The organism is Desulfonauticus autotrophicus (genome assembly GCF_055381725.1).
In genome coordinates this window covers 1,914,330-1,939,301 of record NZ_AP042395.1, presented here as the reverse complement: position 1 = coordinate 1,939,301, position 24,972 = coordinate 1,914,330, and the positions used below count along the sequence as shown (strand labels likewise).

General features: G+C 39.0%; 24 protein-coding genes, 1 tRNA gene, 2 pseudogenes and 1 riboswitch. Of the genes and pseudogenes, 8 read left to right on the top strand and 19 right to left on the bottom strand.

The features are described 5' to 3' along the window. Nucleotides 1–6: 6 nt before the first annotated feature. Nucleotides 7–339: a hypothetical protein gene (locus tag ACZ42F_RS10995; protein ID WP_464279020.1), complete on the bottom strand. Its 333-nt coding sequence runs from the start codon at nt 337–339 to the stop codon at nt 7–9. Continuing rightward, nucleotides 330–1,196, bottom strand: a complete 867-nt coding sequence (locus tag ACZ42F_RS10990; RefSeq protein ID WP_464279019.1) for an NOL1/NOP2/SUN domain family protein — start codon at nt 1,194–1,196, stop codon at nt 330–332. The genes ACZ42F_RS10995 and ACZ42F_RS10990 overlap by 10 nt, the downstream gene beginning before the upstream one ends. Before the next feature lie 89 nt (nt 1,197–1,285). Between ACZ42F_RS10990 and ACZ42F_RS10985 the strand changes: the two genes are divergently transcribed. Both ACZ42F_RS10985 and ACZ42F_RS10980 read left to right on the top strand, forming a co-directional pair. Further along, nucleotides 1,286–2,887: an FG-GAP-like repeat-containing protein gene (locus ACZ42F_RS10985; protein ID WP_464279018.1), complete on the top strand. Its 1,602-nt coding sequence runs from the start codon at nt 1,286–1,288 to the stop codon at nt 2,885–2,887. Between the two features lie 30 nt (nt 2,888–2,917). After that, on the top strand, nt 2,918–3,784 hold the full coding sequence (locus ACZ42F_RS10980) for an RluA family pseudouridine synthase (RefSeq protein WP_464279017.1): 867 nt from the start codon (nt 2,918–2,920) through the stop codon (nt 3,782–3,784). Here ACZ42F_RS10980 and ACZ42F_RS10975 read toward each other — a convergent pair. The 13 genes from ACZ42F_RS10975 to ACZ42F_RS10915 form a co-directional block, all read right to left on the bottom strand. Beyond that, nucleotides 3,776–4,633: a sugar phosphate isomerase/epimerase family protein gene (locus ACZ42F_RS10975; protein ID WP_464279016.1), complete on the bottom strand. Its 858-nt coding sequence runs from the start codon at nt 4,631–4,633 to the stop codon at nt 3,776–3,778. The genes ACZ42F_RS10980 and ACZ42F_RS10975 overlap by 9 nt on opposite strands. After that, nucleotides 4,620–6,245 carry a M99 family carboxypeptidase catalytic domain-containing protein gene (locus ACZ42F_RS10970; protein ID WP_464279015.1) on the bottom strand — a complete coding sequence of 542 codons (1,626 nt, stop codon included), beginning with the start codon at nt 6,243–6,245 and terminating at the stop codon, nt 4,620–4,622. Before ACZ42F_RS10970 ends, ACZ42F_RS10975 begins: the two co-directional genes overlap by 14 nt. Next, a complete protein-coding gene (locus ACZ42F_RS10965) occupies nt 6,211–6,912 on the bottom strand; it encodes a hypothetical protein (protein WP_464279014.1) in 702 nt (233 codons plus the stop codon). The genes ACZ42F_RS10970 and ACZ42F_RS10965 overlap by 35 nt, the downstream gene beginning before the upstream one ends. After that, nucleotides 6,909–7,532: a L,D-transpeptidase Cds6 family protein gene (locus tag ACZ42F_RS10960; protein WP_464280257.1), complete on the bottom strand. Its 624-nt coding sequence runs from the start codon at nt 7,530–7,532 to the stop codon at nt 6,909–6,911. The genes ACZ42F_RS10965 and ACZ42F_RS10960 overlap by 4 nt, the downstream gene beginning before the upstream one ends. Beyond that, on the bottom strand, nt 7,460–8,053 hold the full coding sequence (locus tag ACZ42F_RS10955; RefSeq protein ID WP_464279013.1) for a L,D-transpeptidase family protein: 594 nt from the start codon (nt 8,051–8,053) through the stop codon (nt 7,460–7,462). Before ACZ42F_RS10955 ends, ACZ42F_RS10960 begins: the two co-directional genes overlap by 73 nt. Nucleotides 8,054–8,124: 71 nt before the next feature. After that, on the bottom strand, nt 8,125–8,526 hold the full coding sequence (locus ACZ42F_RS10950) for a hypothetical protein (RefSeq protein WP_464279012.1): 402 nt from the start codon (nt 8,524–8,526) through the stop codon (nt 8,125–8,127). Nucleotides 8,527–8,715: 189 nt separating this feature from the next. Continuing rightward, nucleotides 8,716–9,282: an orotate phosphoribosyltransferase gene (gene pyrE, locus ACZ42F_RS10945; protein ID WP_464279011.1), complete on the bottom strand. Its 567-nt coding sequence runs from the start codon at nt 9,280–9,282 to the stop codon at nt 8,716–8,718. 2 nt (nt 9,283–9,284) lie between these two features. Next, nucleotides 9,285–10,580, bottom strand: coding sequence for an adenylosuccinate lyase (gene purB, locus ACZ42F_RS10940; protein WP_464279010.1), 1,296 nt, complete (start codon nt 10,578–10,580; stop codon nt 9,285–9,287). A gap of 82 nt (nt 10,581–10,662) precedes the next feature. Continuing rightward, a complete protein-coding gene (locus ACZ42F_RS10935; RefSeq protein WP_464279009.1) occupies nt 10,663–10,941 on the bottom strand; it encodes an FmdB family zinc ribbon protein in 279 nt (92 codons plus the stop codon). A gap of 65 nt (nt 10,942–11,006) precedes the next feature. Beyond that, entirely contained in the window at nt 11,007–11,129 is a 123-nt protein-coding gene (locus ACZ42F_RS10930; protein WP_464279008.1) for a hypothetical protein, read from the bottom strand. A 158-nt stretch (nt 11,130–11,287) separates the two neighbouring features. Next, entirely contained in the window at nt 11,288–11,611 is a 324-nt protein-coding gene (locus ACZ42F_RS10925; protein ID WP_464279007.1) for a hypothetical protein, read from the bottom strand. A gap of 95 nt (nt 11,612–11,706) precedes the next feature. Further along, entirely contained in the window at nt 11,707–12,888 is a 1,182-nt protein-coding gene (locus tag ACZ42F_RS10920; RefSeq protein ID WP_464279006.1) for a sodium:solute symporter family protein, read from the bottom strand. Beyond that, complete coding sequence (locus tag ACZ42F_RS10915) at nt 12,888–13,037, bottom strand: symporter small accessory protein (protein ID WP_464279005.1); 150 nt, start codon at nt 13,035–13,037, stop codon at nt 12,888–12,890. The genes ACZ42F_RS10920 and ACZ42F_RS10915 overlap by 1 nt, the downstream gene beginning before the upstream one ends. A 384-nt stretch (nt 13,038–13,421) precedes the next feature. Between ACZ42F_RS10915 and ACZ42F_RS10910 the strand changes: the two genes are divergently transcribed. The 6 genes from ACZ42F_RS10910 to ACZ42F_RS10885 all read left to right on the top strand — a co-directional run bounded on the left by ACZ42F_RS10910 (nt 13,422) and on the right by ACZ42F_RS10885 (nt 19,648). Further along, nucleotides 13,422–13,497: transfer RNA gene (locus ACZ42F_RS10910), tRNA-Phe, on the top strand. 667 nt (nt 13,498–14,164) lie between these two features. Next, the gene (locus tag ACZ42F_RS10905; protein WP_464279004.1) at nt 14,165–15,892 is read left to right on the top strand and encodes a methyltransferase domain-containing protein; all 1,728 of its coding nucleotides are present in this window, start codon (nt 14,165–14,167) and stop codon (nt 15,890–15,892) included. A gap of 294 nt (nt 15,893–16,186) precedes the next feature. Further along, entirely contained in the window at nt 16,187–16,840 is a 654-nt protein-coding gene (locus tag ACZ42F_RS10900) for a TVP38/TMEM64 family protein (RefSeq protein ID WP_464279003.1), read from the top strand. 2 nt (nt 16,841–16,842) lie between these two features. After that, nucleotides 16,843–18,372: a mercuric reductase gene (locus ACZ42F_RS10895; protein WP_464279002.1), complete on the top strand. Its 1,530-nt coding sequence runs from the start codon at nt 16,843–16,845 to the stop codon at nt 18,370–18,372. Then, a complete protein-coding gene (locus ACZ42F_RS10890; protein WP_464279001.1) occupies nt 18,369–19,286 on the top strand; it encodes a TIGR04282 family arsenosugar biosynthesis glycosyltransferase in 918 nt (305 codons plus the stop codon). Before ACZ42F_RS10895 ends, ACZ42F_RS10890 begins: the two co-directional genes overlap by 4 nt. Before the next feature lie 134 nt (nt 19,287–19,420). Next, nucleotides 19,421–19,648, top strand: a complete 228-nt coding sequence (locus tag ACZ42F_RS10885) for a hypothetical protein (RefSeq protein ID WP_464279000.1) — start codon at nt 19,421–19,423, stop codon at nt 19,646–19,648. A 97-nt stretch (nt 19,649–19,745) separates the two neighbouring features. Here ACZ42F_RS10885 and ACZ42F_RS10880 read toward each other — a convergent pair. The 4 genes and pseudogenes from ACZ42F_RS10880 to cobA form a co-directional block, all read right to left on the bottom strand. Continuing rightward, nucleotides 19,746–21,793, bottom strand: a pseudogene (locus tag ACZ42F_RS10880) (ribonucleoside triphosphate reductase). Beyond that, nucleotides 21,778–22,446 carry an anaerobic ribonucleoside-triphosphate reductase activating protein gene (locus ACZ42F_RS10875; protein WP_464278999.1) on the bottom strand — a complete coding sequence of 223 codons (669 nt, stop codon included), beginning with the start codon at nt 22,444–22,446 and terminating at the stop codon, nt 21,778–21,780. The pseudogene ACZ42F_RS10880 and the gene ACZ42F_RS10875 overlap by 16 nt, the downstream one beginning before the upstream one ends. 28 nt (nt 22,447–22,474) lie before the next feature. Next, nucleotides 22,475–22,662, bottom strand: a riboswitch (cobalamin riboswitch). A 97-nt stretch (nt 22,663–22,759) separates the two neighbouring features. Then, nucleotides 22,760–23,437 carry a phosphoribosylglycinamide formyltransferase gene (gene purN, locus ACZ42F_RS10870; RefSeq protein ID WP_464278998.1) on the bottom strand — a complete coding sequence of 226 codons (678 nt, stop codon included), beginning with the start codon at nt 23,435–23,437 and terminating at the stop codon, nt 22,760–22,762. Then, nucleotides 23,438–24,959 (bottom strand): annotated as a pseudogene (cobA, locus tag ACZ42F_RS10865) (uroporphyrinogen-III C-methyltransferase). Nucleotides 24,960–24,972: the final 13 nt, after the last annotated feature.

Below are 24,972 nucleotides of genomic sequence, written 5' to 3'. Positions count from 1 at the left end.
TCTCCTCTAACCTTGCCAAATAAGTCTATTGTTGTGTATTTTTAACCAGCCCAAAGGAAGGTCTTTATAAAAAAAGGGCAAATAACCCTTTCCCTTATATTTAAATTCTTCTCCCTGCAACAGACGCTTAAGCTTATCCACTTCTGTAAACACTATCCTCTCCCCCTGCCAGGCACTAAAGGCTCGAAAACGCGGGAAAGGAATAAAATTATTCTTTTTTACCTTTCCCACTTTAAATCCCTTAAACTGCAAATGCTTCAACCAGGGCAAAGCCAGGTGAGGTACAAAGTAAAGGTTTTCTCCAAACAAAAAACACTTACCCCTAGCTTCTATTTCCACTTCAGACAGGGCAAAAGCAGAGTAGTTCTGTTTTTCTGAACCTGGAAAAATTTCTTCTTTTCACCTTTTTTCTGAAGAAGGGCAAGGAAAAAACCCTGTTGTTCTCCTGGCAACATTTCAATAGCCAGAGTCCCGGGATAACCCCCTTCTTTTAAACCTGCAAAAGTAAAATCCAGTTCAGGAGTTTTTACTTCCAAATCCAGGTTTTCCACGGCAAAGGCCACCTGTTCTTCATTTTCCTGCACATTGGTAGTACAGGTAGAATAAAGCAAATAACCACCAGGTAAAAGAAGCTCTGCTGCCCTGGCTAAAAGTTTTTTTTGCAAGTTTATTAAGGAAGTAACTCTATCTTCTTTCCAAATCTTTTTTACTTTAGGATTCTTTTCTTCTGTGCCCCAACCACTACAGGGCACATCTAAAAGAAGGTACTGAAACTGTAGTTTTATAGGAAACTTTTCTCCAGCATAGGCAGAAGTTATTACATTTAAATGATTACAACGCCCCAAGTTTTGGCTAAGGGTAAACAACCTACTCTTATTGGGTTCATTGGCCACGACCAGACCTTCTGAACCCACTAAAAGTGCCAGCAAGCCTGTTTTACTTCCTGGGCTGGCGCAAAGGTCCAAAACCCTTGCTCCCCGGGGAGGATTTAAAACCAAAGGAGGCAAAAAAGAAGCCTTGTCCTGCAAATAGATAAGGCCAAAAAAATTGGCCAAAGAACTACCCAGGGCAAAGGGTTCTTTTACTGCTCCAAAAACAGGAAAAGTAAACCCTTCCTGGATTTTAAAGCCTTCTGCTTCTAACAACTCCAGAGTGTAAGTGGCATACTTAGAAGAAGTTAAACGAAAATAGCGCAAAAGTTAGACCTCTTTTCTAAAAAATAAAAAGTTTACTTATGAACTTAAAAAGCTTATGTCAAAAGGCAACTACGCTCAAAGGGGGCTTTATGTTGAAAAAAATTTTCCTTTTGCTTTTACTTTTCTTTTCTCTTACTTCTGGAGCTTACGCTCAAGAAGAAAAGAGTTTCTTGGTCTTACCCTTTGAAATTGCAGGCCCTAAAGAATATCAATATCTAGCTAAAGGCGCTAAAACCATGCTCACCACCAGGCTTACCTGGCCTGGTCATTTTGTGGCTAAAGAAACAGATAACTCCTATCCCTTTCCCCAAAACCAGGCTGAAGCTTTAAAAATTTTAGCCCAAGAAGAGGTAAACTATCTCATTTTAGGCAGCATCACCATTCTGGGAGATAAGTGTAGCCTGGATGTAAAAGCCATAAGTAAGGATAAATCCTTTCCTCAAAGTGTGCAGACTTCTCTGGACAACCTTATTCCCAGTCTGGAAAAGGTGGCCCAAAAAATCAACCAGGAAGTCTTTGCCCGCAAAGAGCAGGTAAAAACTGAAGAACAGACTAAAGTCCCTGTAAACAGCGACTTCATCTATAATGAAACCAGTTCAGAAACCTCCTTTTACCTCAACCCCAATTTTAAACACCTGGGAGGGCTTAAGCAACTCCATCGCTGGCGCAGTCAAAGTCTTAACTTTGTAGCCAGGGGCATGGTAGCCGGGGATGTGGATAATGATGGCCAGGTGGAAATTGTCTTAATGGAAAAAAACAAAGTGCATATTTTCCATAAAAAAGACACCTATCTAGTACCTCTTGCTACCTATGAAGCTCCCCTTAGTTTTGAACTGCTAAACATCAACCTGGCTGACCTCAATCGGGATGGCTATGCTGAAATCATCATTTCAGCCACCCAGGACAAATTTGTCCGCTCCTTTATGCTCAACTTTAAAGATAAAAAATTGCAAATAGTAAAAGAACGCATTCCCTACTTACTCAATATTGTCCGCATGCCTCCTGCTTACCAGCCTACTCTGGTTGGACAAAAATTTGGTCTGGTCCGTTTATTTGAACCAGACAGTGTGTACGAACTGGTACAAATGCAGGGAGAATTTCAAGCAGCCAGAAAGGTCAAACTGCCGCCCTTTGCTGACGTCTTTAACTTTACCTATCTACCTCAGGGAAGTGACTACAAACTTATTGTCAACCATGACGACCATCTTTATACCTATTCTTCCACCAATGCCCTTCAGGCCAAAACAGAGGAAATCTACGCTGCCACCAGTATTGGCTTTTCCTACTATGAGACCAGTCCAGGCCTGGGTAAACCCAAGGCTTCTGATGTAGAGCCCTACAGGTATTTTATTTCAGGAAGATTGGTTCCTACCAATCTGGATGGAGATGACAAGTTTGAGCTTATTGTCAGCCGTCCCATTTCTGTTTCAGCCCAATTTTTCTCCAATTATCGCACCTTTCCTCAAGGAGAAATTCACTGTTTATTCTGGGATGGCATTGGCTTAAATCTACTTTGGAAAACTCGAGTAATTAAGGGCACCATTGTGGATTATGGCCTTTATGACTTAGATAACAATGGACAACCCGAGCTAGTGGTCTGTATCAACACCTATCCCGGAGCAACAGGTCTGAGTCAAATTAAGACCATTATCTTAAGTTATCCTTTGCAAACTAGCTCTACCCAAAAATAAAAGGGGGAAATCTTCCCCCTTTTGAGTCTTATGACCGTCAAAAAAGAGGTACAAACTCTCATTGTTCCTCCTGCCTGTGCCCAGCAAAAACTAATCTCTTTTCTCAAACAAAAAACCAAAGGTGAAATTCCCTATTCAGCTTTGATGCGCCTTATCCGCCGTGGAGAAGTACGTGTAAATAAGAGGAGAAGTAAACCCTTTTATCGCTTACAAGCAGGCGATGAAGTACGCATACCTCCCTATTATGCCAGTCAAAAGGAAACTGCTCCTCCCTTTTCTTTGCATATAGTTTTTGAGGATAAAAACTTATTAGTTCTGGAAAAACCAGCAGGATTGGCCCTACACAAAGGAAGTAAAACGCCCTGCTCCCTCCAGGAGATGCTCTTAAACCACTTTGCAGATAAAGACTTTGTCCCTACTCCTGTTCACCGACTGGATAAAGAGACTTCTGGCCTTCTCTTATTGGCCAAAAACTTTGCTACCCTTACTTCTCTGCAGAAAAACTGGTCCCAGGTAGAAAAGAGATATCTGGCCTGGGTAAAAGGAGAAATAAAAAAAGAAACAATCCTTGAAGATTATCTATTAAAAACTCCCCATAAAATAGTTTTCTCCCCGCAGGGGAAAAAAGCCATCTCCAGGGTAAAACCCCTTTTGTTCTTGAAATCAAAGCAGATTACTTTGCTGGAGATAAAAATTTTAACTGGCAGGACCAGACAAATAAGAGCTCAACTGGGATTAAGAAATCACCCCCTCTTAGGGGACAAAAAATTTAAGGAGTTTACTACCCCTTTTCTGGCTCTCCACGCCTACTACTTAAAACTACCTTCCAAGGCCTTATACTCTTATCCTTCCTGGCCCAAACCCTACTGGCAAGAAAGGTTTAAAAAGTTAATCTAAACTGGTTTCAGCCATATAACGCTTAAAGTTAGTCTCCTTAACCCCCAAATAGCTAAACCAGCGTCTATGCTGATCAATAAAATGCAAGGAAGCAAAAAAGTCTTCCTGAGTGTGCGGCTCTAAGGTAAAACTAGGCTTTAACTCCAGAAGCTCCAGACCAGCAAAAAGTTCACTAAAGGGAATTTCTCCTTCCCCCAAGCCTAAGTGTTTATCCTCTAGACCATCATTGTCATGAAGATGTAAATGCCTGAGGTAGGGGGCAAGATTTTGTAACCACTGGCTAAGGTTTTCCTTTTCCTTGCCCTTTCCAAAGGAAAACCAGTGCCCTACATCCAGACAAAAACCCAGGTTATCTACGGAAATATATTCCCAAAAATCCCGTAAAGGCTCTATTTCTTCTTCCCAGACATTTTCCAGAAACAGGGGAAACTCTCCCCCAATATGCCTGCTTATCTCCTCCCAGGTCTCTACAGAATTTTCCAGCCACTCTTTATAAAAATCATCATAATTTACAGAAAAATAACCCACATGGGCTATGGCATGTACAGGCTGATAATAAAAAGCCACTTCCACAGCTTTTTTTAACCTTTCCCTGCTGGCCTTTAAAATCATGGGGTCCATACTTCCAGGCCGTAAATCCAAAAAGGGAAAGTGCACAGCTACTTTTAAATCTTCAGCCTGAAAGCATTGAGCCACTTCCTTGTGCCAGTTAATGGGAAATTCATCTAAACTCAAAAAATCTAAACCCAGCTCAGGCTGAACTCGCTTTTTTAAAAAATAAGAAAGGTAGTTTTTCTGGTCATAAATATAACGGACAGGGAGATTAACAAAAAAATTAAGGAGAGACATAAATATCCTCTTCTCTTACTATTTGGAAGGTATAGTTATCCCGAAAACACAAATGATGTTTTCCAGCATCTAAAGACAAAACATCTCCACTATAGTAAGGAAGAGGATATTTATCAAGAATTAAAATAACATCTTTTTCTGGATTAGTTTTCAATATATACTTTCCTGAAGGAATTTTTTTATCTAACTTATAAATAGTATTGTTATCTGTATTTAACAAAAAAACTTCTTTTAACTTTCTCTTCTCTACCTTCACTGTCCACTCTACACTATTTTGTGTTTTATTCTCTCGTACAATTTGAAATTTCCAACCATCACGATTTTCTTCTAAATATCTTGGGATAAAAGCTCCTTTTGTTAAATAAACATTTTCATCCACATCCTGTCCTTCATTTTTGCGCACATTTAAACCAACATATCCTTTAATGTTAATAATTTCTTCTTTATTAGGCCATAAACCATACACAATAAAACTTTGTCCTTCTTTAGCTAAAATGTTTTCTCCAGGTAGAGCAAAATGAATTTTTCCATCTAGAGCGTAAACTAAAATGTTGGATTGAATAGAATCTATCTTAGGTGCAGAAAGAAAAAATTCTTTTACCCTATTACCGTCAAGGACTAAGGATACTTTTCTACTTTCTCCTGGGAAAACAATAATTTCCTGACCTCTAAAATCATATTCCACTCCTTCTACAATTAACCCGCTCTTAGCTAGCCCATGATAATCCCAATCTATCTGGAAAGAATAAATACTTTTTTTATCTACTTTTTGTATATCTACCCCCAAATCATACCAATTTTCCACCAACGAAGAGACATTTATGCCACTTAGATCTATCTCCACATCCATTTCTTTAGCCAACTTTTTTACCACTAATAACATGTGTTCTATTTTCCAAGTAAGATCTCTAATATTTTTACTTACCTCTACAGCAAAAGCCGGTTTTTGATATTTTTTTAAGACATTATAAGTTAAAGACTTCTTTTGTTCTGGATAAAGAGTATTGCTGGAAAAGGTGTTCATATTAAAAAGAGAAAAGGCATAGTCTGGGGGATGTAATTGATTGTTTACTGTGCTTAAAACATTTTCAGCCAGACTAGCCAGGTATAAACGCTGATAGGTAGAAGTATCTATAATAATCGATTGCCCATATCTTCTGGGATTTCTTTCTATATTGATATAAGTAGGAGAATAAAAACCGCTTCCTTCGTGTAAGTGAATAAGACCATCACTTATGCTGGATAGATAGGAAATAGCTTTAGCCAGGGTATCTTCATAATACTGATGATAATCCTTATCAAATCTTCTATTCAAATCTACATTAATCTGCCTTTTGTACAAGAGTAAAGAGGGCCAATTGGCTCTGGGAACAATAATTAAATTACCTTTTTTTACCTTAGCCAGAGTAAGAATTTGTGCACAAACTACCCCACTGGGCTCATCTCCCTGGATACCACCCTGAACCATCACTGTTGGACCAGGCAGTTCTCCTTGTAAATAATAAACATCTAAAGGGAAAAAAGTAGGACTAAAGTAAGTTTTTGTTAAAGCCCAAAGACAATCAGAAGTCCAAAGACTAAATAAGAATACTATCCAAAAGATATGTCTCACAGAATACTACTTTTTGATTATTGTCTTTTACTGTTAACCTGAAAGCAAAGAGTTCCTCTTCCTTTAAGTAGTTAGGTAAAGGAAAACTGACTTCAACTCTTTTAAAACGAATAATCACGAATTTTAAGTCTTCGTCTCGAATGGAAAGAGGATAAACTTCTCCACTTCTGGTAATGGCATCAATAAACACTTCTCCCCTAGACTCTTTCTCTGCTTCTAGATTGTTTAATTCAAAAATAAGAACATATCTGTCTTTTCTTTTTAAACATTGAACATTATCTATTTTTACTATATTTAAGTCAACAATTTTAAATACACTCTTTAAGTCTATAGACTTCTTTTCTTTATTTTCAGATATTCCAGCTATTATTTCTTGTAAATAGTTTTCATCATATTTATCTAATATTTTTTTTACGTTATTCAATCTTTTTAGTTCAAATTGAGATTGGCTTAAACTAAAAGTACATTCTTCCAAGGCTTTTAAATTCTTTTTATTTTTTTCTGATATATTTAACAAAAAATAAGGAGAAATAAAAAAATATAGAAACACAATAACTAAAACAGTAACTACACTATTTATATGCCACTTTTTTACTCTAAATGTGGTAATAGACTTGTCATCTCTAAGGACTATAATATTGTAAGATATATTTTTCTTTAATTTCATTTAATCTTTTTCCAATCTTCTTGCCAAATCTTAAACTCTAATCCAGAAGGAACTAAAATTATTTTTTTTACTCCTCTATCTTTATAACCTTTAAGACTCTCATATTCTTGAATTCCAGAAACCTTAAACCCCCTGGGATGCAAAGTTACTTCTAGATTCCCCAGATAAACTCTTTTCGGAGCATCACTTTGCCAAAGTGTTTGCTTATGCTCATATATTTTTTTACGTCCTATTAAGTTTCCTTGTTTAGCTTGAGGATTGTAAAAAGCAATATAACTCTCAAGATCTCCCTTCTGCCAACTTTGCACCCATCGAACAAGCCAGTTCAATATTTCTCCTCGCCTGGTTTGCAAATATTCTTCTTCAAGTTCTTTAGAAGGCAGACTTCTCCATTCTTCCCCTGAAATTTTCCACTCCTGTCCTTGTTTTTGCCAATAAAGTCTTTTTATACCTGTTGAAGTCAGATTGGGAGAACGGAAATATTGCTTAAAATAGGTAACCTTGTAATCAGGCCCAGAAACCACTTTGATATCTCGTAAATATACATCTATCCAGGGATAGGCCTCAAATAGTCTCTCTTTTTGGCGCTGAAAAGATTTAAAAGACTTTTTGCCTTCAATATAAGCAACTGAAGAATAAAAGGAAAAAAGTCTTTACTTTTCAATCTCCAATTTTTAGCCCAGGCTTCTATTTTTTTTACCAAAGTTTGAGCTTCCTGGTCTTTTTCTGGGCCAGGAGCCCAGGAAAAGTTTTTAGTAATAATTACTGGGGTCTGAGCAAAAACTATATGTTTTTCTACTAAAGGAATATCCTTTAAATTAACCGCTACACAACCCTGGGTATTGAAAGCCTGAATTTCCTGTCCCCTACCATGAATCCAGATTCCATGCCCTGTTTTCCCCTTTAAACAATCAATAGGGTTAGGATAATTTAAAGTAAAGGCTACCCCTCCATAAAGAAAATAATCCAAATTTTGAGTCAGTTTACTTTCTAAAAAATATACGCCTTCTGGAGTCTTTTTATCCCCTTCTCTAAGTTTATCGCCTCTAACTTGTCCTGTAGTACAAGGTAAATGCCAGACCTCTTGAAGAGGACTTTGATTGGAAAAGAGAAAAAGGTTCTGAGTATCCTTATTGACCACAAAAAAAAGAGAGGGAAGGAACTTATTGCCTTTTAGAGAGGGAGACCAGCTAGCCTCAGCCATAAGAGGTGCTAAGGCCAGAAAAAAAAGATTAGGCTACCAAGTAAATAGAGCTTGTCCTTGTGGGCCTGCCAGGACCAATTGTTCAAAATGCTCTTCCTTTTCTCAAATTTAACTTCATAAAGATTTTGCCAGGGCTCACTTAAAGGATAAAAAATCTCTATTTTTGCTCTTGGCCATTCTAGGGGCCTAATCTCCAGAGGATAAGTTTTTACTCCCTTTTGTACTAAAAACAAACTCCACAAAGAAGAAGGTAATTTCAACCTGTCCACATCCTCAAGAGAAGAGGAAAGACCCACAACAAAAGAAAAAAAATCTCTATTTTCTGCCAGCAAGCGCTCGGTAAAAGCTTCTTTTCGGCTGAAGACAGCAAATAAGTCTTGCCCCAAAATTCTGAGAAACCTTCCAGCCATTCTGCACTCTTATAAAGGACCATTACCTGGGTACTACCATCTAACCCCAGATAAAATACCTTTTCTTTGGTCCACTTTTTACTCAACTGATAATAATTACTCTCTTCCTTGGGCCACAGAACCTGAGGGATTTTCTCCTTACTACACCCGCCCAAGAACAAAAGAAAAACCAGACAAAAACTAATTTTTCTAAGCATTGACCAATTCCAAAAGTTTACTTCGGGTAAAAATAGCTGTTAAGCTATAACCTGCCTGGGACAAGGCTTCCTGTCCACCTTCTTCCCTATCCAAAACACAAAAGATGTGTTTTACTTTAAGACCTGCCTCCTGGACCCGCTTGCAGGCAGTAAGCACAGAGCCACCTGTAGTTACCACATCTTCCAGAAGGGCCACTTCATCCCCGACTTGAAAGTTAGCCAGCCCTTCTAAGTATTGATTGGTGCCATGCCCTTTGGCTTTTTTGCGCACAATAAACGCTGGCAGGGGCCAGTTTTCCACATAAGACAGTACACTGACTCCACTTACCAAGGGATCTGCTCCCAGGGTCATGCCACCTACACCTTTTATTTGAGGACAATGCTCTTTTAACAGGTGTAAAAAAATCTTGCTAATCAAGTAGCCACCTTCAGGGTGCAGGGCAGTCTGTTTACAATCAAAATAATAATCGCTTTCTTTGCCAGATGTCAAAACAAACTTGCCTTCTTTATAGGATTTTTCATAAAGTAATTTGGCCAAAGCTATCTTTAATTCTTCCACCTTTATCCCTCAAATACTCGCTTAAAAATTAAATCCACGTGCCTGGCATAATACTGAGGATCAAAGAGTTTATCCAGTTCTTTTTCCCCTAAAATCTCTACTATCTTCTTGCTGCTGCGCACCTTATCCTCAAAAGGCACCTTTTCTTCCCAGCAAGCAAGCGCCTCTTTTTGTACCAGTTCATAGGCTTCCTGCCTTTTTAACCCCTTATCTATCAAAGCCAAAAGCACTCGCTGGGAATAAAAAAGGCCAAAGGAGGCCATTAAATTCCTGGCAATATTTTCCTCGTTTATCCTTAAATTGCTAAGTACACCTTTTAACCTGCCCAGCATATAGTGAATAAGAATGGTGGAATCAGGCATAATCACCCGCTCCACAGAAGAATGACTGATATCCCGCTCATGCCAGAGAGCCATGTTTTCCATGGAAGCCAGGGAATTGGTCCGAACCAATCTGGCCAGGCCACTTAAATTTTCTGCTGAAATGGGATTTTTCTTGTGAGGCATGGCTGAAGAGCCCTTCTGGCCTTTACTAAAACCTTCTTCTACCTCCAGCACTTCAGTCCTCTGCAGATGCCTAAGCTCCACACATAGCCGCTCAATACCTCCAGCCATAAGCGCCAAGGTGGTGAAATAATGAGCATAGCGGTCTCGCTGAATTATCTGGGTGGAAATGGGGTCCACCTTTAATCCCAAAAGCTCACAGGTAATGGCCTCTACCTCCGGGGTCAGGTGGGCATAGGTACCTACAGCTCCAGAAATCTTGCCCACGCGAATATTTTCTAAAGCATCCAGCCATCTTTTTTGATGCCTTTTAAACTCTGCATAAAATCCAGCAAATTTTAACCCAAAGGTGGTGGGCTCGGCATGCACCCCATGGGTTCTACCCATGGCCAAAAGATTTTTATACTTAAAAGATAGTTCCTTTAAAACCTCTAAAAGCTCTTCTAAGGCCTGGGCAATAAGTTTTCCAGCGCGGTAAAGGAGCAAGCTATTGGCTGTATCCACAATATCCGAAGAGGTACAACCCAGATGAATAAACCTAGAAGCAGGTCCTACCTTTTCTTCTACAGCAGTTAAAAAGGCTATCACATCATGCTTGGTCTTTTCTTCAATTTCCAAAATTCTCTCTAAATCAAAGTCTGCCTTTTTTCTTATCTCCTCCATCTCCTGCGCAGGAATCACTCCCAGTCTGTGCCAGGCCTCGCAAACAGCTATTTCCACTTCCAGCCAGGTTCTAAATTTATTTTCTAACGTCCAGATTTTTCCCATTTCTGGACGAGTATACCGATCTATCATTGCTGCTTTTCTCCCCTTTCTCCAGATTTAACCAATTGAAAAAATAAAAAAGGCAGCTAAAACTAGCTGCCTATTAAACGCCTCATCCCTTGTTGCTGCCACCAGATGAAGTACTACATCCACTACTCGTGCTAGAGGCACTACTGGTGGAAGAAGTAGAAGAGCTATTGCCATTGGAAGATCCCCTGCTATAGTCAGTTACATACCAGCCAGACCCCTTTAAAATAAAAGAAGTATTGGAGATAAGCCGCTTACTTACTCCATTACACACAGGACAGCTAAGTTCTTTTTCTTCATAATTACTCTGCCACTCTTCAAAAACTTGCCCGCACTGTTGACATTGATACTCATAAATAGGCATGTTCGCACCTCCAGCAATAATCTTGCAGCAACAAATAAAACTGGAATCAGAACTGTCAAGTTAGATTATTTTTTACCTTTTTTGGCAGCCTCAATGGCTTCTTTAATTCTCTGCTTTAATCTCTTTTCCCTTCTTTTTCTTCTCCTATCCAGTTCCTTTCTACGCTCAATTTTTTTATGTCTAGCCATAAATTCCTCCTTTCGATTTCCCTCAAAGTTCAAACTATTATTTATAACTCAAAACAGCACTCTTGTCCAGCGGTGAACCTAAAGGAATTCTGGCTAGATACAACTCCATCCTGACCTGATTCATCTAGAAAATATGATAAGTATTTAAAACTCAGTTTTTAAAAATACTTAAAGGCCAATTGCGTCCTCTCTAAGTCACTTTTAGAAAACAAACTAAAAACTATGGCTAAAATAAGGGATACAGGCAGAGCCACCACATTGGGATCTACCCATTGCAAAAGCCAGAGCCAGGAGCCCTTAGGAGCAAGGGAAACCAAAGTGTCTTGGCCAGTTAAAAATTTGCATAGCCCAATGGCTTGAGCTTCCTTTAGGTGAATAAACAAAAGCCAGAACATGGAACTACAAAAACCTCCCACCAAAGATACTTTGGCTGCCACAGGAGTCATTTTTTTCCAGTAAAGACCAAGAAAGTAAATGGGCAAAAAAGAAGCTGCACAAAGCCCAAAAAAGAAGGCGGTTGCCCTGGCAATGATTGAGCCCGGGAGTATCCAGGCCCAAACAAGGGCCGCAAATACAGTTATAAAAACCCCCAGTTGACTACTTTTAAAGGTAAAAGTGCCTTTTTTCTCCAGCTATCTATACAGTCCCGCCCCAGGGAAGTTCCCCCCACATGATATTGGGAAGAAAGAGTGGACATGGCCGCAGCAAACATGGCAATCAGGAAAAGCCCAGAAAACCAGGAAGGCATAACCTTTTCAACATAAAGAGGAATTATTTTATCCATATTGCCTTTAGCCATCACAATGGAGATTTTGCCAAACTCTTTAAAAAATACTGCATTGGAAAGGGCTCCTACGGTAAAAGCTACTCCAGTCATAAGCAGGATAAAAATACCTCCCACCAGAACAGCTCGATTGAGTTCCCGATCAGAGGGGACAGTCATATAGCGTAAAGCCAGCTGGGGTTGAGCCAGAACTCCAATACCTACTCCATAGATAATGGTGGTATAAATAACCAGCCAGAGAGGGCTTCCCACCTTTGCCCCTTGGGTCCAGCCCAGCAAGCCTCCGGCCTTTAATTTTGCAGGAACCAAATGGGCCATATCTGTTAGGGTTTGATGAGCAGTTATAATCCCACCCAGTTTAGAGTAGGTAAAGACAATTAAAAAGAGCATCATTGCCGCCATAATACATCCCTGAAAGGCATCCGTATACATAACGGCCTTTAAGCCACCAGTGACTACATATCCTGCCACCAAAAGGGTAACTATGAGTAACCACGCTTCATAACTTATTCCCAATGCAGCAAAAGAAACCTCTAACATCCTACAAATACCAATTAAAACCGCAGCAGCATAAAGAGGAATAAAAAGAAAAATAATCAATCCTGAAAAGTTTTGAATAAACCTGGAGCCATACCTTTTTCCTAGAAATTCCGGAAAGGTATGGGCATCCAAGGCCAGCCCCATCAATCGGGTTCTTTTACCAAAAAAGACCATGGCCACAAAAATACCCACAAAAATATTTAAAAAAGTAAGCCAGAGCAAAGGAAAGCCAAAAAGAGCAGCTGCTCCGCCAAAACCAATAATAGCAGAAGTAGAAATAAAAGTAGCTCCGTAAGAAAGGGCCATGATAAAGGCATTCATTTCTCTGCCAGCCAAGAGATAGTCCTGGCTACTTTTGGTCTGCTTATAACCTCTATACCCTAAAAACAGTACTACGCCCAGATAGCCCAAAATTGCTAAGATTTTGTAAGTCATTACTTCTCCTCCTTGGAAACCAGAATGGTCTGCTCAACAGTTTTTCCCTTATCATTCCAGTGCAAGATTCCATATCCCACACAAAAGGCGGACGCAGCCAAACAAAGTAAATAAGCTAGAGCCATCTCTACACTTCCCATACCCAACATAAAAAACACCTCCCCTTTTATTTAAAAAGTCAAAAAAAAAGGCCGCTAGGTTTTTCCTGCGGCCTTTTTTACCCTCACGCTTCTTTTGGGGTAAACCTATCCCCCTTTTCTGGCCGCAGGCTTTAAGCGACCAAAAAAGAAAAATATAAAACTAAAAAAGAAGAAAAATAGGTTTTTAAACATAATGCACTATTACCCCAAAATTTAAGCTCAACTAAAAACCCAAAACTCCAGAACCTTCCAGCTTAATTCGTTAAAAGGACAAAAAACAAAGATTAGAGGCTTGAAACTTTCTTTGAAAAAATAAAAAAATAAAAAAACCAAAACCCTTAAAAAAAACTTGCCAAAAGAAAAAAAGTTCTATAGGAAGTATTCCTCGCTGGTGCCGAGGTAGCTCAGTCGGTAGAGCAGGGGACTGAAAATCCCCGTGTCGGCAGTTCGATTCTGTCCCTCGGCACCATTTTTTTTAACCTCAAAGGATTGCAAACTCTAGTTGCAATCCTTTTTTTATTTAAAACTTTCTCCTAAATAACACCCATAAAAAATAGGCTATAACCCCAAAAGATCTCTTAAGTTATCGCTAAAATTACAAACAAGTCTCACCTGGTAACTACTTAAGATTATTAGTATATTCACATCAATCACAGAACCGTTAACTGTTTTTGCTAAAAACAAACCCCATTCTGACAATCAGACATCATTCTAACTATATAATTATAAAAAATATCTTTAAAAACCTTAGCTCTTCCAGAAAACAAAAAAATATCCATAAATAAGATATGGAATGTTTCTATTTTTTTGTCAAAACCTGTTGACAACTACATAATATTTTTACATTTATTTCGCAAACAAAGGAAAATTCAAATCAAAAGAAACCCTTGAATTTAGCCAAGGTTAAGCATTCTATGATAACATCTATAGCTAAATTTTATAGCTAGAATTAAAATTTAACTTTTTTACCTTATAAATATGTTTCTATTTTTCTTTATCTTAGCTCCAACTATTGCTGTAAAAATATATTTTTTCTTTACTTATTTTGTTCTGGCAAAAGGATACTTTCTATAAGTAAATTGTAAAATTTAAATAAAAAACTAAATAACTCCATAACCTCATGTCAGGGAGAAAACATGAAAAAACTTTCAAAATCTGTTAATTCTGTAAAAGAGTATAACTGGAACTTTACTAAAAGTGGTGAAATTAAAGCATATATAAAGCCAGCTAAATTAAAAGAGCTCTGGTTTCATACCGGTACAATTTGTAATCTTAAGTGTCCTTTTTGTTTTGAAGGCTCATCTCCCAGAAACAATCGAATAGAACAATTAGCCCTTGCTGATATTAAACCCTTTGTGCAGGAAGCAATAGAGCTTAATGTAGAAAAGTTTGCTTTCACTGGTGGAGAGCCCTTTGTTAATCAAGAGTTTGGGGCAATACTTGATTATGCGCTGGAGTTCAGGGATTGCTTGGTTTTAACCAATGCTACAGAGCCTCTACTTAACAATTTAGACCAGATAAAATCCCTTGCCCGTAAGCCCAACCAGCTTAGTTTTAGAGTAAGTCTTGATTCCTATGAAGAATCCCTTCATGATAAGAATAGAGGTAAAGGTAAATTTAAGCTTTCAACCTGGTTAATAAAAAAACTACATGAAATGGGCTTTAAAGTATCTGTTGCCTGTCAGGCCCACTTAAACAAAACTTCCAAGTCAATAAGTGAAAATTTCCGTGAACTTTTTAAGCAAATAGGCCTGCCTGAGCAAACAGAAGTTGTAACTTTTGTGGATTTAAAGCGTCCCCATGCGAACCTTAAGGTACCGGAAATAACCAAAAATCAATTTTACTCTACTAAAACCAGAGAAGAAATAGAAAACTTAATGTGTAGCTACAGTAAAATGATTTTAAAAAAGAAGGGAAAAGTAAGTGTATATGCTTGCACTCTGGTGGATGATGACGAGGAGTATGCTTTGGGAAGTTCACTTCAGGAAGCAATGCAGGCAAAAGTAGCTCTTAAGCACCATAGATGTTTTATCTGTTATTCTGATGGTATTTCTTGTAGCGAAATTATCAATAAGTCAGGCAAAATAAAAAATAAAAAAAGTATCCTTATTCAAAAAGAATCTGTTGATAGAGATGATATAAAAAAATATTATGGTAAAGTTTTAAAAACCAAAAGGGATTTAAAAACATCTGCCTGCTGCTCTACTGAAGATGTTCCAGATTATGTAAAAAGTATACTTCTGGAGATTGAAGAAGAGATTCTAGATAAATTTTATGGTTGCGGCTCTCCTATTCCTCTAGCTGTGGAAGGATGTACAGCGATAGACCTTGGTTGTGGAACAGGAAGAGATGCCTATATTTTATCAAAGCTTGTAGGTGAGTCAGGTAAAGTACTTGGCATTGATATGACAGAAGAACAACTTGAGATAGCTCAAAAATACATAGGCATAATGACCAAAAAATTTGGTTTTAGAAAACCTAATATTGAATTTAAAAAAGGTTATATTGAAGAACTTGATAAGCTGGGGATAAAAGACAACTCTGTAGATGTAATAATATCCAATTGCGTGGTAAACCTCTCTTTTGACAAATTAAGGCTCTTAAAGGAAATTTTTAGAGTGTTAAAGCCAGGTGGAGAGCTTTATTTTTCTGATGTATTTGCCTCCAGAAGAATCCCTGTAGAATTAAAAAACAATTCTGTACTTATAAGTGAATGTATTGCAGGAGCTTTTTATATTGAAGATTTTAGAAGAGAAGTTACAAAACTTGGATATCCTGATCTCAGGATTGTCTCTTCCAGAGAGATAGAAATAACCAATCCAGAAATAAAGCAAAAAATTGGAAGGATAAAACTCTACTCCTAAACTCTAAGGGTATTTAAACTCAATGACCTGGAAGATAGATGTGAAGATTACGGACAAATCGCCATTTATCTTGGCACCATACCCCAGGAGCCCCACTTCTTTAAACTAGATGCCAATCATCTCTTTGAAAAAGGCAAACCAGTGCCTGTTTGTGGCAATACAGCATCAATATTATCTCAGACAAGATATGTAAAACATTTTAAAGTGATTGGAGACCGTTCGCATCATTATGGATTATTTGACTGTGCTAAAAAACAAGATAGTGACAACTTTAAAAGTACTTGTGGATGTTAAATGAAAAGATATATTAAACCCCTTTTAGCTATTTTAATTATCTTATCCCTTGTATTTGCTGGTAAAGCACTTGGACTTGGGAACAGACTGGGAGAGTTTAGAGAATGGGTTGCCTCCAAAGGAGCCCTGGGCCCCATTATTTTTATGGGAGTTTATGCTATAGCAACTGTAATGGCAATACCAGGTTCAGCATTAACAATAATGGCTGGAGCTATTTTTGGCTCAGTTGTAGGTGTAATAACAGTTATATTTGGAGCAACCATTGGAGCTTCCTTATGTTTTTTAATTTCAAGATATCTTGCCAGAGACTTTATTGCATCGCTTTTGGAAAAGAACGGAAAGTTTAAAAAGCTAGACGATATGACCGAGAAGAATGGTGCCATAATAGTTGCCATTACAAGACTTGTACCCCTCTTCCCTTTTAACCTGCTCAATTATGGTTTTGGACTCACCAAAGTTCCTTTTATGACTTATGTATTATGGTCTTTTATCTGCATGTTGCCAGGAACAATACTTTATGTGGTTGGAACTGATGCTGTTACTACCTCTATCCAGGAAGGCAAGGTACCCTGGGTGCTCATACTTATTGTTTTGTTAATATTTATAATTCTATTTTTTGTAGTTAAAAGAGCAAGAAAAAAGATTAAGGAATAATTATGTCTAGATTAAGTTTATCTCCAAAGGATATTTATAACCAAAAACTTCTAAGCAATGTGCATCCAGAAGATTGGCTTAACCCTGAACCTGAGCCAATTTACAACCTTGTTGTCATTGGTGCAGGTACAGCTGGTCTAATAAGTGCCATTATCACTGCTTCCCTTGGAGGAAAGGTTGCTCTTATTGAAAAGGACCTGATGGGTGGAGACTGTCTTAATGTGGGCTGCGTACCCTCCAAGAGCATTATTAAGTCTTCCAGAATAGCCCACACATTAAAAAATGCCTGGCTGTATGGTTTTGAAAGCCAGCAGGTGACCAAGTCCGCTTTTCCTAAAGTGATGGAAAGGATGAGAAGGATAAGAGCTAATCTCAGCCATAATGATTCTGTAAAAAGGTATTCTCAACTGGGGGTGGATGTGTTTTTAGGAGAAGGGCGCTTTGTTGGGGATAATGCAGTCCAAGTGGATGAAAAAGTCTTAAAATTCAAAAAAGCTGTCCTTGCCACTGGAGCAAGGGCTGTTGTACCTGATATCCCTGGATTAAAAGAAAGTGGTTATTTAACAAACGAAACTATCTTTAACCTAGAAAAGCTTCCTGAACATATTCTTGTCATTGGTAGCGGTCCTATTGGATGTGAGCTTTCCCAAGCTCTTAGCAGGTTGGGCGCCAGAGTAACAATGGTAAAAAAATACTCAAGGGTTTTACCAAGAGAAGATATCGAAGCAGCAGAACTAGTAGAAGGTGTCTTAAAAAATGATGGTATTGAAATGTTAAGTGAGTCAAAAGTGGTTGAAGTAAAAAAATTAAAAAATGGTAAAAAAATGGTCTCTGTCCAAAAGATTAAAAACAAGGAGAGAATAAACATAGAAACTGATGAAATCTTGGTAGCTACCGGAAGAGCCCCCAATGTAGAAGGGCTGAATCTAGATGTAGTAGGGGTAGAATATGATTTAAGAAAGGGAATAAAGGTTAATGACTTTCTTCAAACCACCAATAAAAACATCTATGCTGCAGGTGATTGTTGTTTGAAGTGGAAGTTTACCCATGCAGCAGAAGCAACAGCTCAGATTGTGGTTCAAAATGCCCTTTTTAAGGGAAGAAAACGCTTGAGTTCTCTTGTCATACCCTGGTGTACTTATACTGACCCTGAAGTGGCACATGTGGGAATGTATGAAGAAGAGGCCAAAAGCAAAGGTTTGGCTGTGGAATATTTTAAATTTGACCTGCATGAAAATGATCGTGCACAAACTGAAAGTGAAACCCTTGGCTTTGTAAAAGTAATGGTTAAAAAAGGAACAGACAAAATCCTGGGAGCAACTATCGTAGCAGCACACGCAGGTGAAATGATAAATGAACTTACTATCGCTATGACCTATAACCTGGGGCTTAGGAAACTTGCAAAGGTAATACATCCCTACCCAACTCAAAGTGAAGCCATAAAGCGGGTGGCAAGTCTTTACCAGAAAAGCAGACTCACCCCGCTGGTAGCAAAGATTTTAAAGTGGTGGCTTAAGTTTCAAAGAAGATGAGCTTCTCTGCTAAAAACCACAAAAACCTTATTATAATTTTTACTCGCTATCCTGTTCCTGGAAAAACAAAAACACGCCTAATTACCCAGCTAGGCCCTGCAGGTGCAGCCAATCTACAAAGAGTGATGACTTCCTTTGTAGTTTCTCAGGTAAAAAAAACAAACCTACCTTTTAAAATCAAGTACACTGGCGGGACAAAAAGGGAAATGCAGGAGTGGCTGGGAGAAGATATTGTATATTCTAAACAGGGTAAGGGAGACCTGGGTGAAAAAATAAAACAGGCCTTTGCCGAAGGTTTTAAAGAAGGATTTACAAACATTGTCTTAATAGGAAGTGATTGTCCCAACTTGCGAGCCAAATTGCTTAAAAAAGCCTTTAAACTGCTTGCTAAATACAACTGTGTAATTGGGCCTGCTAAAGACGGTGGTTATTATTTGCTTGGATTAAACCAACTTATTCCGGAACTATTTGAAAACATAGACTGGGGAACCGGAAAAGTACTAAAACAAACCCTAGCTAAAGTTAAAAACTACAAACTTCTGCAAACTTTAAGCGATGTAGATAAATTTGAAGATATACCTAAAAAAATCTCTGTAATTATCCCCACCTTAAATGAAGAAAAAAATATTGCCTGCCTTTTAAATCAGCTAAAAGATGGATTTAATGTGGAACCTGTTATTGTAGATGGAGGGAGCAAAGACAATACTCTAAGCATTGTAAGGCAAATGGAGTGTAAAGTTGTTGTTAGCCCCTCTGGCAGAGCCAAGCAGATGAATAAAGGAGCAGCAATAGCAAGTGGCGATATACTCTTTTTTGCCCATGCTGATTCTATCTTACCTGACAACTGGGATATCTGCATTCGGGAAACTATAGAAAAAAACAACCCCTGCTTGGTTTTTTTAAGTTTAAAATAGCCGAAAACATTAAAGGAAAAGCACTTATTGAATTTGGCACAAATATCAGAGCCAACCTGCTAAAAAAGCCATATGGCGATCAGGGTTTTTTCCTTAAAAGAGATGATTTTTTTAAACTGGGATGCTTTCCTGAGGTGCCAATCCTGGAAGACTTACTTTTTGTAAAAAAAGCTAAAAGCAGAGGTAAAATAGCCTGTGCAGATGAATATCTCTTAACATCAGGCAGAAGGTGGAAAAAATATGGAGTATGGAAAACCACCTACTTAAATCAATGCGTACTTTTAGCAGCTTTCTTAGGCTATGACCTTAAACAAATAAGAAAGGCTTACCTATCAGGCAAAAATCCTCTTTTTAACCTGTAGGATAAGCTAATAAATTTTTTATAAGCACAACACAAAAAATTTATACTCCAGCCCAGCCTCTCTTAATCAAATAATCAAAAGTTATCAGCTTTTATCTCTAGCTTACAAGTTCAAATTGTTTACGCAAAGTATATTCTGCCTGTTTTCCCTTATTCCACAGTTGAACAGGCCTATAATATCCCACCACTCTGGTATAAACTTCTGCCTCCTGTCCACATTTTGGACAGGTAAAATGCTCCCCTTCCAGATATCCATCCTGCTTGCATACAGAAAAGGTAGGAGTAATGGATAGATAAGGCAATTTAGTGTTGGAAAGGGATTTAACAATAAACTTTCTTAAACTTTCTTTATCGTAAACAGCCTCGCCCAAATAAACATGAAAAACAGTGCCACCTGTATAAAGAGGTTGTAATTTATCCTGATGCTCTAAAGCTCTAAAAATATCAGTAGTATAGTCAACTGGCAAATTGGTAGAGTTGGTATAATAAGGAACACCATTACCAGAAGTATAAATATTGGCATAAAGAGACTTATCTATTTTAGCCAATCTAAAACTAGTGCCTTCAGCAGGAGTAGCCTCCAGGTTATATAGATTTCCAGTTTCTTCTTGGAATTTTCTGGTAAGTTCTTGCAGATGTTTTAATACTCTTTGCATCAGATTTACGCCTTCTTCGGTTTCAATACCTTTGCCTAAAAGATTCATGCAGGCCTCGTGACCTCCCACCAGCCCAATGGTACTAAAGTGATTTTTATATCCCACCTTTAGATAACGCTTGGTAAAGGGAAACATGCCCTTTTCTAAGTTGTCTGCAATAAGTTTGCGTTTAAATTCCAAAGAATCCTTGGCCAATTCAGCATACTCGCTAATCAAATGCAAAAAGTCTTCTTCATTCTGGGCAAGATAAGCCAGTTTAGGCAAGTTCAGGGTCACAACCCCAATGGAGCCAGTCAAATCTCCTGCCCCAAAAAGCCCACCTGTTCTTTTGCGGAGTTCTCTTAAGTCCATCTGTAAGCGACAACACATGGAGCGCACATCCTCTGGTTTTAGGTCTGAGTTAATAAAATTCTGAAAATAAGGCGCCCCATATTTTCCAGTAAGTTTTAAAATCAATTCCCCCACTTCACTTTCCCAGGGAAAATCTCTGGTCACATTATAAGTGGGAATGGGAAAACTAAAAATTCTGCCGTGATAGTCTCCCTCCAGCATCACCTCTAAAAAGGCCCTGTTTATCCATTCCATTTCCTTTTCAAACTCAGCATAGGTCTTGTCCTGCAACTTGCCACCTATAATTACTGGTTCGCTGGCAATATGAGCAGGTGGAACCAGGTCAAAGGTCAAATTGGTAAAAGGAGATTGTCCTCCCCATCTGGAAGTGGTGTTTAAATTAAACACAAATTTTTGAATGGCCTGCTTTACTTCCTCATAGCTAAGTCCATCATAGGCAACAAAGGGAGCCAGATAGGTATCCACATTGTTAAAGGCCTGAGCCCCTGCCCACTCATTTTGCAAGGTACCCAAAAAATTAACCATTTGTCCCAGAGCAGAATCAAAGTGTCTGGCAGGGCCTGCTGAACACCTGCCTTCCAGGTTAAATCCTTCCAGGAGCAAGTCCCTTAAACTCCAACCAGCACAATAACCTGCCAAGCCAAAGGAAAGGTCATGAATATGAAAATAACCCAGGTTATGGGCTTCTCGAATTTCTTCAGGATATTTTTCCAGAGCGTATCTGGCCTGTACAGAGCCAGAAAGGTGCAGCATCAATCCCTGAAAAGAGTGAGACAGGTTGGCGTTTTCATTCACTCTCCAGTCTTTTTTTCCAGATATTCATCTATGACCTGACACACATCCAGAAAACTCTTTTTTTGTTCCCTTATTTCTCTTCGTTTCTCTCGATATAAAATATATTTTTTAGCTACTTCATAGAGCCTGTTTTCCATTAAAACCAATTCCACCATATCCTGAACCTGTTCCTGGTCCACCACGGAAAATTCCTTGAGCTTGGCTTCTACCTTTAAGGCCAATCTTTTGGCCAAAAGAGGGTCTTTAATCTGATTGGCCTTTAAAGCTTTTAAAATGGCCTGGGCAATTCTATCTACAGACCAGGTTTCCAGTCTTCCGTCTCTTTTTTTTATCTGCTCTGGCATAATTTATTCCTCCCTTTGGGGTTTATGTACTCTTGTAAATGCAGGGTAAAATTTGGGGGTAAATATTCTCTGGTTAGTTCAATATCTTTCTCTGTTAACAAAGGCACCTTGGTTAAACGAAAATAAAATTTATGTGAATATTTTTGAGCTAACGCAAAGATAGAAGTAAAATTAGCTTCTACTTCTTCTACGCTTACCTTTTTACCTGTCAGGGCTGAATACTTTTCAAAAGGACCTTTTACATCTATGGCCAGTAAATCCACCAAGTCTAAAGCCAAAAGCTTCTCCAAAACCTGAGGTTTAAAACCATTGCTATCCACCTTTACCAGATACCCCAGGTTTTTTAACTCCCTACAAAGCTCTTCCAAATAAGGCAACAAAGTCACTTCCCCACCGGTTAAAACCACTCCCTCCAGCCACTTTTGGTCTTTTTTAAGTTTACTTACGACCTCTTCCCAGGCTAAAGCAGGTAAAAGGTGGCCTTCCTGGGCCAGTTGCCAGTTATGACAGGTAGGACAAGCAAAATTACAGCCAGAAAAAAATAAAACTGCACTGATTTTTCCAGGCCAATCAATTAAGCTAAAAGGCAAAAACCCCTTTAGCTCTGCCAGGTCACTCATGTTCAACCTTATAGTTTCAATATGTTTAACCAAGCTTTTCTCTAAATCCTCGTTTAGAGAAAAGTAAGACCATCTCCAGGCAGGTCTTCCGGCTCACCCCACAAGCTTGGCCTTCCCATCTCTACCTGTAGAGACAGTGGCTGGTAAACAAGCTTGCCTTTAGAGGGGCTCACGGCGGCGGGACCGCTCCTGATTTGCACAGGATTCCCTATTAAGCCTAAATTAGGCACCTGGAGCACCCGAGATTGGCTTTTCATAACTCAAATAAAAAAAATTACGCAAATAAAAAGTTGTCAACAAACCAGAGGGTTAAAGAAAAAATTTTTTTCTAAATTATATCAAAAGATTAAAAAAAATCTTTTTCTAGCCCCGGAGATACCAGGCCTGGTTCCTCTATCGGTCCCAGAAAGGGTTTCATTTCCTTTTCTAACAAGACCTTGCGGCCTTGAATTTTCAATTTGCCCTCAGCCAGCCAGCTAAGGGCCTGGGGATAAATGCGATGCTCCCAGCGCAAGATTCTAGCTCCCAGGCTATCTCCATCGTCTTCAGGCAAGGCAGGAACCACAGCCTGAATAATAATGGGTCCATTATCCATCTTTTCATCTACAAAATGCACCGTACAGCCCGAAAGTTTTACGCCATAATCTGCAGCCTGTGCCTGGGCATGAAGCCCTGGAAAACTGGGAAGTAAGGCAGGATGAATATTTAAAATCCTGTGCGGAAAAGTAGAAACAAAAAGGGGAGAAAGGATGCGCATAAATCCAGCCAAAACCACCACCTCTGCACCCACTCCCCTAATAATCTTTATTAGTTCCTGTTCAAACCTTTCTCTACTTGGGTATTGCTGGTGCTCTACCACTTCGGTTTTTAAGTTATGTTTTTTAGCTCTTTCCAGACCATAGGCCTCAGGATTATTGGAAATAACCACCTTTATCCTGGCCTTTAACTTTTCTTCTTCTATTTTATCAATAATGGACTGAAGGTTGGAGCCACTGCCAGAAATAAGTACAGCCAGGGAAAGCATTTACTTTTCTCCTCTAAAAAAGGTCAAAATTGCTTCTAACAAACCATCAATGGTATACTCTTTAGCTTCTACCTGGGGAGTAAAACCAAACTTTTTTAAGGTATTGGAAGTAATGGGACCAATGGAAGCGAAATTTAGCTTTGCTAATTCTTCTCTGGATACCTCATCTCCTATTAAATGAAAAAAGTTTTCCACTGTAGAAGAACTGGTAAAAGTAACCAGGTCCATTTCTCCCTCTTTTATCCAGCTTAAAAGCTCTTCTTTTTTCCCTGTCCCAGCCTGGTTTCATATACAGGCAAAATATCCACCCGGGCTCCAGCCTTATTTAACTCTTCAGGCAACACTTCTCTGGCCTTTTTAGCTCTGGGGATTAAAACCCTTTTGCCCTTAATTCCCAGCTTTAAAAGACCAGCAACCACCTCTTCAGCCACATATTTGGGAGGTACAAAATCAGGATAAATACCTACTTTTTGGAGTTCCTGGGCAGTGGCTGGACCAATAGCTGCCACCAAAAGTCCACCCAGGCTGCGGGCATCCATATTGGCTTTTCTAAGTTCTTGCCAGAAATACTTCACTCCATTTACAGAAGTAAAAATAAGCCAGTCATAAAACTCTAAATTGGCCAAAGCTTGGTGCAACAGACTATAATCAGAGAGGGGAACCACCTCAATGGTTGGGCATTCCAGCACACACGCCCCTAAAGCAGCTAGCTTTTGCTTAAATCCACTAGCCTGCTGCCTGGCTCGCGTAACCACAACCTTTTTACCCAACAGAGGTCTTTTCTCAAACCAATCCAGAGTATTTTTTAAAGTCACCACCTCTCCAACCACAATCAAAGAAGGAGCTTTAAACCCCTTTTCCTTGGCCTCTTGAGCCACTTTTTCCAGAGTGGAAACCAAACTACGCTGTTTGCAGGTAGTACCCCAGTGGACCAGGGCGACAGGCATATCTTTAGACATCCCGGCCTGTTGTAGATTGCTGGCTATCGAAGGTAGATTTTTTACGCCCATAAAAAAGACCAGGGTACTTTTACTTTCCACCAGGGCCTTCCAGTTGATTGCACTTTCGGGCTTTTTGGGATCTTCATGCCCGGTAATAAAAGAAACCGAAGAGGCAAAGCGCCTGTGAGTAAGAGGAATTCCAGCATAGGCAGGTGCAGCCACGGCTGAAGTTACGCCAGGCACCACTTCAAATTCAATGCCTGCTTCCACCAGTTCTTCTGCTTCTTCTCCACCCCGGCCAAATACATAAGGGTCTCCTCCCTTTAACCTGGCTACAACCTTACCTTCTCTGGCTTTTTCTACCAAAAGCTCATTTATCTTTTCCTGGGGTAAAGTGTAATCTCCCCCTTTTTACCCACATAAATAATTTCTGCCTGAGGACAAAAATTTAAAAACTCCTCATTGGCCAGATAGTCATAAACCACCACCTGAGCCTGCTCTAAAATCTCCTTGCCCCTTAAGGTGAGCAAACCAGGGTCCCCGGGACCTGCACCAATTAAATATACCTTTCCTTTACTCATACCCCATCCTTAG

Coding starts and splice junctions, on each gene's coding strand:
- ACZ42F_RS10985 (WP_464279018.1), top strand. CDS start 1,286: ATGTTGAAAAAAATTTTCCTTTTGCTTTTACTTTTCTTTTCTCTTACT.
- ACZ42F_RS10980 (WP_464279017.1), top strand. CDS start 2,918: ATGACCGTCAAAAAAGAGGTACAAACTCTCATTGTTCCTCCTGCCTGT.
- ACZ42F_RS10975 (WP_464279016.1), bottom strand. CDS start 4,633: ATGTCTCTCCTTAATTTTTTTGTTAATCTCCCTGTCCGTTATATTTAT.
- ACZ42F_RS10965 (WP_464279014.1), bottom strand. CDS start 6,912: ATGAAATTAAAGAAAAATATATCTTACAATATTATAGTCCTTAGAGAT.
- ACZ42F_RS10950 (WP_464279012.1), bottom strand. CDS start 8,526: ATGGCTGGAAGGTTTCTCAGAATTTTGGGGCAAGACTTATTTGCTGTC.
- purB (WP_464279010.1), bottom strand. CDS start 10,580: ATGATAGATCGGTATACTCGTCCAGAAATGGGAAAAATCTGGACGTTA.
- ACZ42F_RS10935 (WP_464279009.1), bottom strand. CDS start 10,941: ATGCCTATTTATGAGTATCAATGTCAACAGTGCGGGCAAGTTTTTGAA.
- ACZ42F_RS10930 (WP_464279008.1), bottom strand. CDS start 11,129: ATGGCTAGACATAAAAAAATTGAGCGTAGAAAGGAACTGGATAGGAGA.
- ACZ42F_RS10920 (WP_464279006.1), bottom strand. CDS start 12,888: ATGACTTACAAAATCTTAGCAATTTTGGGCTATCTGGGCGTAGTACTG.
- ACZ42F_RS10915 (WP_464279005.1), bottom strand. CDS start 13,037: ATGTTGGGTATGGGAAGTGTAGAGATGGCTCTAGCTTATTTACTTTGT.
- ACZ42F_RS10905 (WP_464279004.1), top strand. CDS start 14,165: ATGAAAAAACTTTCAAAATCTGTTAATTCTGTAAAAGAGTATAACTGG.
- ACZ42F_RS10900 (WP_464279003.1), top strand. CDS start 16,187: ATGAAAAGATATATTAAACCCCTTTTAGCTATTTTAATTATCTTATCC.
- ACZ42F_RS10895 (WP_464279002.1), top strand. CDS start 16,843: ATGTCTAGATTAAGTTTATCTCCAAAGGATATTTATAACCAAAAACTT.
- ACZ42F_RS10890 (WP_464279001.1), top strand. CDS start 18,369: ATGAGCTTCTCTGCTAAAAACCACAAAAACCTTATTATAATTTTTACT.
- purN (WP_464278998.1), bottom strand. CDS start 23,437: ATGCTTTCCCTGGCTGTACTTATTTCTGGCAGTGGCTCCAACCTTCAG.